This window comes from Moorena sp. SIO3B2 (assembly GCF_010692525.1).
Taxonomy (GTDB): domain Bacteria; phylum Cyanobacteriota; class Cyanobacteriia; order Cyanobacteriales; family Coleofasciculaceae; genus Moorena; species Moorena producens.
The window spans coordinates 1-4,833 of record NZ_JAAHHE010000418.1; the positions used below are offsets into that span (position 1 = coordinate 1).

Here is a 4,833-nt window from a genome sequence, read left to right on the forward strand (position 1 = left end):
TCAGCTTTCAGCTAAGGGAGCGAAAGTGCGTTCCTATGAGATAATAAGAGATAATTTCCCGGTAGAGCTAAGTAATATAAGCCTGAATATATTAAATCAATACCAAGCAGAATATAGTGATAATATCTATGCTAAAGTGACGTCAATTGAACCAGAAAATAAAGGGTTTTATATCCGTTTTACATCCCAACCTCCAGAGGTAAATAAAATGCTTGATGCTCTCTACAATTCGATAAATGATAGAAGTGAATATAAGGCGTTAGGTATCAGTAGTTAGCCGTCAGCTAGGGAAAGGCAAGAGGCAAGAGGCAAGAGGCAAGAGGCAAGCGTCGTATATAGGGATTTTTGGTAAGGTCAAGAACTGCATCAAGACAGGGAATAAAATTTAGATATACCTCACCCATACTAGGAAACCCTATAGTTAGTAGGGTTTTTGCAAGAAACTCCTGATGAAAGTTAACCGTCTTTGTACTAGAAAATTACAACGATTGTCACACACGACTGGTTATGTTTTACAGTCCCCGAGGTATCCCAAACTTACCTGATCTCACCCATCCTAATGAGTTAATTGAGTTTGGCAGCAAATTACTCACTGTATTGGGAGTGCTGGCGCTATTCATACTTGCTTTAGGAATTGTGATTGCGCTGCTGAGCATTGCCTTGCGCCGTGCCGAGCCAGAGCAAGCAATTTTTGTGGGAGAGTGGGTGGTGCGCTATTCTGCCCTACTGCGGGGATGCCAACACGGGGTGGTGATTGTGGCAATCTTAGTATCAGGTTTCTTTCTGTGTTCAACTTTAGCCAATCGCTACCATCATTGGGAACAGGATCGGGTAGTTCAAGTGGCACAAAGCGTAGCTGGATTACGCTTAGAACAAGCAGCACCCCAGGTTCGCTATGTGATCGAGGAACCTTATACTTACACCACTACAGTCAAAGGGAAACCTGTTCAGATCGAGGATACTCGCCAAGTGAACCGCTGGCTAGCCCTGAGTAGCTCTGATATTGAGGTCAAGATTGACCAAATTCCTAATCTCCAAGACCGTCGTAATAACTACCGCATTGACTTTGCTGCTGACTACAAAGTCACCAACTCCCTTGCAGAAGCAGAGGAGCTATTTTTTGAGGTGAGAGAACCTTACAGCTACTCCCTGTTGCAAGATTTCCGGGTAGAACGGGAGGGTGAGCGATTAAACCCCACCAATCCGGGTAACTACAGTTTTCCATTGCGTCTAGAACCGGGTCAATCCACCAGTTTCCGTGTTACCTACCAAGCTCAAGGGGGACCACGGTGGATTTACACAGCTGGTAAAGAATTGGTGTCTAACTTCCGCCTGACGGTACAGGCAAATTTTCCTAAAGCTGACTTCGCTAGTGGGATTGCTCCGACTGAAACTAAGGTCGAGGGGAAAAGTACAGTGTTTACCTGGAGATTTGAGGATAATGTTTCAGTGCTCAACCCCTTTGGAGTATTCACAGCTACTGATCCAGTCAGGAATACAGGAGTGATTCCTCGTCTGCTGTTGTTAGCCCCTGGCTTGTTTCTGTGGTGGTTGCTTCTGCTGTATTTATCTGTACCACTGCACTTAAGGAATCTGATGATTGCTGGGGGAATTTTCTTTGCTTGTCTGCTCACTCTGACTTATCTGAGCCGAGTGATGAATGCTCAGTTGGCTTGGACTGGTATTTCTTTGGTGTTGCTGGTACTTGTTTGGGGGTTAGGGAAAACCCGTTATACTTCTTCCGCAGCAGTGGTATGTACGATTGCTGGAGCGATACTACCTGTGTTTGGGTTACTGGTTCCTTACACTGGTTTGACTTTGAGCCTGGCGGGATTGCTGTCTACAGTATGGTTGGCAGTCAGGAATTGGTATGGTTTGTGGCAAATTAATTTAGCAGATTGAGCTCCTGTGGGCGACAAAGGTGACGCAGCAAGCATTCAGCCGTCAGCTGTCAGCTATCATGCCTAATGCCTAATGCTAATCAACGGTCGGTAGTAAACAACCTGGGGGGTGCTGGTACGGGGCTGGTTGAAAATCCCTGCTCGTTTTACTGATCCGACCCCGTGCAGTTAAAGCGCCTGCTAGCTGTTCGCGTAGCGTGCGCGTAGCGCATTCGCTGAATGCTTAGGTTATATCATGTCCGGATAATTAGTTATCAAAAACCATTACCTTTGAAACCTTACTCCTTTACTTCTGCCTTCTGCCTTCTGCCCTCTGCCTTCGATACACTTTTATTATGGGTATTCAACCGGACTTGATATTATGCGATCGCAAAAGCACTGAATGCTTAGGTTATGCGATCGCAAAAGCACTGAATGCTTAGGTTATGCGATCGCAAAAGCACTGAATGCTTAGGTTATGCGATCGCATAAGCACTGAATGCTTAGGTTATGCGATCGCAAAAGCAAAATTTCCTCAACCAGTTCTCCCCAAGCCCCCTTCAGATTTTTAATGTAATCCTAGTTGTGGTTGATAGCAGTTTTCAATGGATAACTGCTATCAATGCATATTGTGCATATTGCCTTAACACAGAAAGTGCAGTGAAACAGTACCCTTTTGGGTACTGTCAGCATTGGGTGTGATTAAGAATAATAGACAAAGAAGCCGTTACTACCAACTCAAGATTGCTTATACATGTAGCAGCTTGCAGCCATCGTAATGGTTTGCGGACCAAGACACTCAGCTCATGGGGCACATGGTGAAGTATGACACTCACCTTTAAAGTCTTACCCAGGGAACTGCATTAACTCAGGCTTCCACTCCAATCAAAAAACTAGCTATAGCATTCAGGTGTGACAAGCAGCCTTGTCAGCCTTCAGTGATGCTCACTTCATCGGTGCTAAGGTCCCGGCTAGTGGCTAATTCCAATCCCCTGATAATTACAGATTACATCCATTGTGGATAAAGGAATAAACTATGGAATTTTATCTGATAAAAGTTTTTTTTATCAAAGCTTTATAGAGTTAAAGTTTTAGTTAATTTTTCGTGAAAGCGATAACCTTTATATAACCATTGTTTTAGTGATAATTACTCGGATAAACCTTTTTAATATTCTGTTAATTTTTGTCAATTATTATTCCATATGTGTGGAGCAAATATGGACAATATTTCAGGATTTATTAATGGTAAATTTTGATTTTAATCCGACTAATTATATAATCTTTTGTGGGAGATACTTCAGCCATCAATACCAAGATTTGATTCAACTATTATTGAACTCCTAATTACTTACATCAAGGTTCAAATTATCTGTCTTGGAAGTGTAAGTTGATTGTGCTCGATTAATTATTGGGGTTTATATAGGGTTTATAAATAGCTCATTACTAAGCAGTCAGCCGTCAGCCGTCAGCCGTCAGCCTTGAGCTGATAGCACCTCAAGTAGCGTGGCACAGGCTTCAACGCTGGGACCTATCCCATAGGCTGATACCTGATAGCTGATTACTGACCGCTGTTCGCGTAGCGTGTGCGTAGCACATAAGCTGATAGCTGACGGCTGATAGCTTACATTCAATGAATGTTAAAACTGCCCAATTTAGGGCTGTTGTACATAGAAAACCGATTGATATGAACAACGAGCAAGGTAAAGAAGCCAAAATTCTTAAAAGTCATTATTTAACACCATTCCAAAGCAAACTACTCCAAAAAAGTCTAGAAGAGGATTTACATGAGTCCTACCGTCAGCGGATTCAAATTATGTTATTGGCAGATCAGGGCAAATCTCAAACGGAAATTTGTCAAACCTTGGGGTGTTGTGCCGCAACAGTAAGACATTGGATGCATATTGCTCGTAGTGGGATGGCTCACCAATGGCAGGATTGTCCAATTGGTCGCCCCAAGGCAGTCAATGAGCAGTATTTAGACCGTTTGAAAGAACTGATTAACCAGAGTCCCCGGGATTATGGTTATTCCTTTCGCCGTTGGACAGTGAATTGGTTAAACAAACATCTGGCAAAAGAATTCGGGATTGAACTGAGCAATCGCCACCTGCAACGATTGCTCAAGGAGATGGGATTATCGACGATACCAAAACGGACAAAGGTTAAATCAGCTAGCGGACGGGAAAAGGATGGTCACAGCATCTTAATTTCTGACCTGAAATCCGCTAATGGCTCCGAGTCCAATGGTTTTTGGCTATTCAATCCCAGCAACATGGCATGAGATTATGGTTCGACATATATCTAGATCTAATCCTACATCTAATCAACTGATTTCTCCTCAGCAACTCGCCCATACTCTAGGGCATGGTCTTTCAGAATTAGAGGTATCACGCTGTCTCAAACAAATAAAATATCGCGAGCCAACGGTTGGTCAATTTTGGCAGTCAACAGAGGCCGAGGCTGGGGTCTATATTGTGATTTCTGGAAAGGTCAGACTGATTAATAGCGCGGGGGAGTTAATTACTAACCTAAAAGCCGGAGCCTCTTTTGGGGAGTGTACTTTCTTTCCAGAAGAGTCTTTTGAGTCCTACTCAGCCAGAGCCTCCCTCAAAACCAAGCTCTGTTATCTAACTCCGGAACTGTTATTTCCCCTGATTAGCAAACATCCCCAAATCCGCGAGCATTTTTATCGTCAGGCCCAAGGGCAAAATTCCCTGCTGATGCCGTCAGAGAGTGCTTTGGGAGAGGGGGAGAAAGGGAGAGTGGGGGAAGTATGGGGAGTGGGGGAGAAGAAAGATATCCCCACCTCAGGAGACGAAAAGCCCAGGGAAACCATTAGCAAAGCTTACTTTCCTAGCCCTACTCAAAAAGTTGGTCATTTGTGGCAGCGAGTGATCCGGCGCTATCCGTTTTTTGCCCAACAGAGTGGTTCTGACTGTGGTGCTGCCTGTCTGGT

Annotated in this window: 4 protein-coding genes and 1 pseudogene; 4 read left to right on the forward strand and 1 reads right to left on the reverse strand. The window is 43.9% G+C overall.

Annotated elements, in window-relative coordinates; all coding sequences use genetic code 11:
- Together F6K38_RS35035 and F6K38_RS35040 are read left to right on the forward strand one after the other, a co-directional pair.
- Window positions 1-277 (forward strand): annotated as a pseudogene (locus F6K38_RS35035) (adenylate/guanylate cyclase domain-containing protein); the annotation flags it as partial.
- A gap of 230 nt (window positions 278-507) precedes the next feature.
- Window positions 508-1,902 (forward strand): hypothetical protein, encoded by a 1,395-nt coding sequence (locus F6K38_RS35040; protein ID WP_287313163.1) that lies wholly within the window; start codon window positions 508-510, stop codon window positions 1,900-1,902.
- A 1,450-nt stretch (window positions 1,903-3,352) separates the two neighbouring features.
- On the opposite strand, the gene F6K38_RS35045 is transcribed toward F6K38_RS35040, so the two are convergent.
- Window positions 3,353-3,511, reverse strand: a complete 159-nt coding sequence (locus tag F6K38_RS35045) for a hypothetical protein (RefSeq protein WP_287262753.1) — start codon at window positions 3,509-3,511, stop codon at window positions 3,353-3,355.
- A gap of 53 nt (window positions 3,512-3,564) precedes the next feature.
- Here F6K38_RS35045 and F6K38_RS35050 point away from each other — a divergent pair, with 53 nt between their 5' ends.
- Window positions 3,565-4,158: a helix-turn-helix domain-containing protein gene (locus F6K38_RS35050; RefSeq protein ID WP_287359708.1), complete on the forward strand. Its 594-nt coding sequence runs from the start codon at window positions 3,565-3,567 to the stop codon at window positions 4,156-4,158.
- 4 nt (window positions 4,159-4,162) lie between these two features.
- The coding region (locus F6K38_RS35055; protein ID WP_287359710.1) for a cyclic nucleotide-binding domain-containing protein at window positions 4,163-4,833 on the forward strand (671 nt) is incomplete at its 3' end.

Bases quoted from the DNA above. Each gene is read 5' to 3' on its own strand.
- F6K38_RS35040 (WP_287313163.1), top strand. From the start codon at position 508: ATGTTTTACAGTCCCCGAGGTATCCCAAACTTACCTGATCTCACCCAT.
- F6K38_RS35050 (WP_287359708.1), top strand. From the start codon at position 3,565: ATGAACAACGAGCAAGGTAAAGAAGCCAAAATTCTTAAAAGTCATTAT.